We start from the raw sequence: 236 nt of genomic DNA, 5'->3' as shown, positions 1-236 counted from the left end.
AAGCCGGATTTCTGGCTGTCGATGAGACGCTTCAATCGCCCCGGTTTCCTGAAGTCTTCGGTGCCGGCGATTGCGTCTCCATCAGCCGCTTTCCGGATCTTGCGAAAAATGGCGTCTACGCAGTGCGCCAAGGCCCTATATTATGGGACAATCTATTGAATTTTCTCGACGGAAATCCATTGGCATCGTTTACTCCCCAAACCCGCTATGTCGCGATTTTATCTACAGGCGGAGGC

General features: G+C 52.5%; 1 pseudogene. It reads left to right on the top strand.

Going from position 1 to position 236, the window contains the following annotated elements:
• Positions 1–236 (top strand): annotated as a pseudogene (locus R0J92_RS26560) (bifunctional NADH dehydrogenase FAD-containing subunit/selenide, water dikinase SelD); the annotation flags it as partial.

The sequence above is a fragment of the Tritonibacter sp. SIMBA_163 genome (assembly GCF_046535935.1).
Classification (GTDB): Bacteria; Pseudomonadota; Alphaproteobacteria; order Rhodobacterales; family Rhodobacteraceae; genus Epibacterium; species Epibacterium scottomollicae.
The sequence above is the reverse complement of the archived record's forward strand: the minus strand, read 5'-3'. Positions and strand labels throughout refer to the sequence as shown.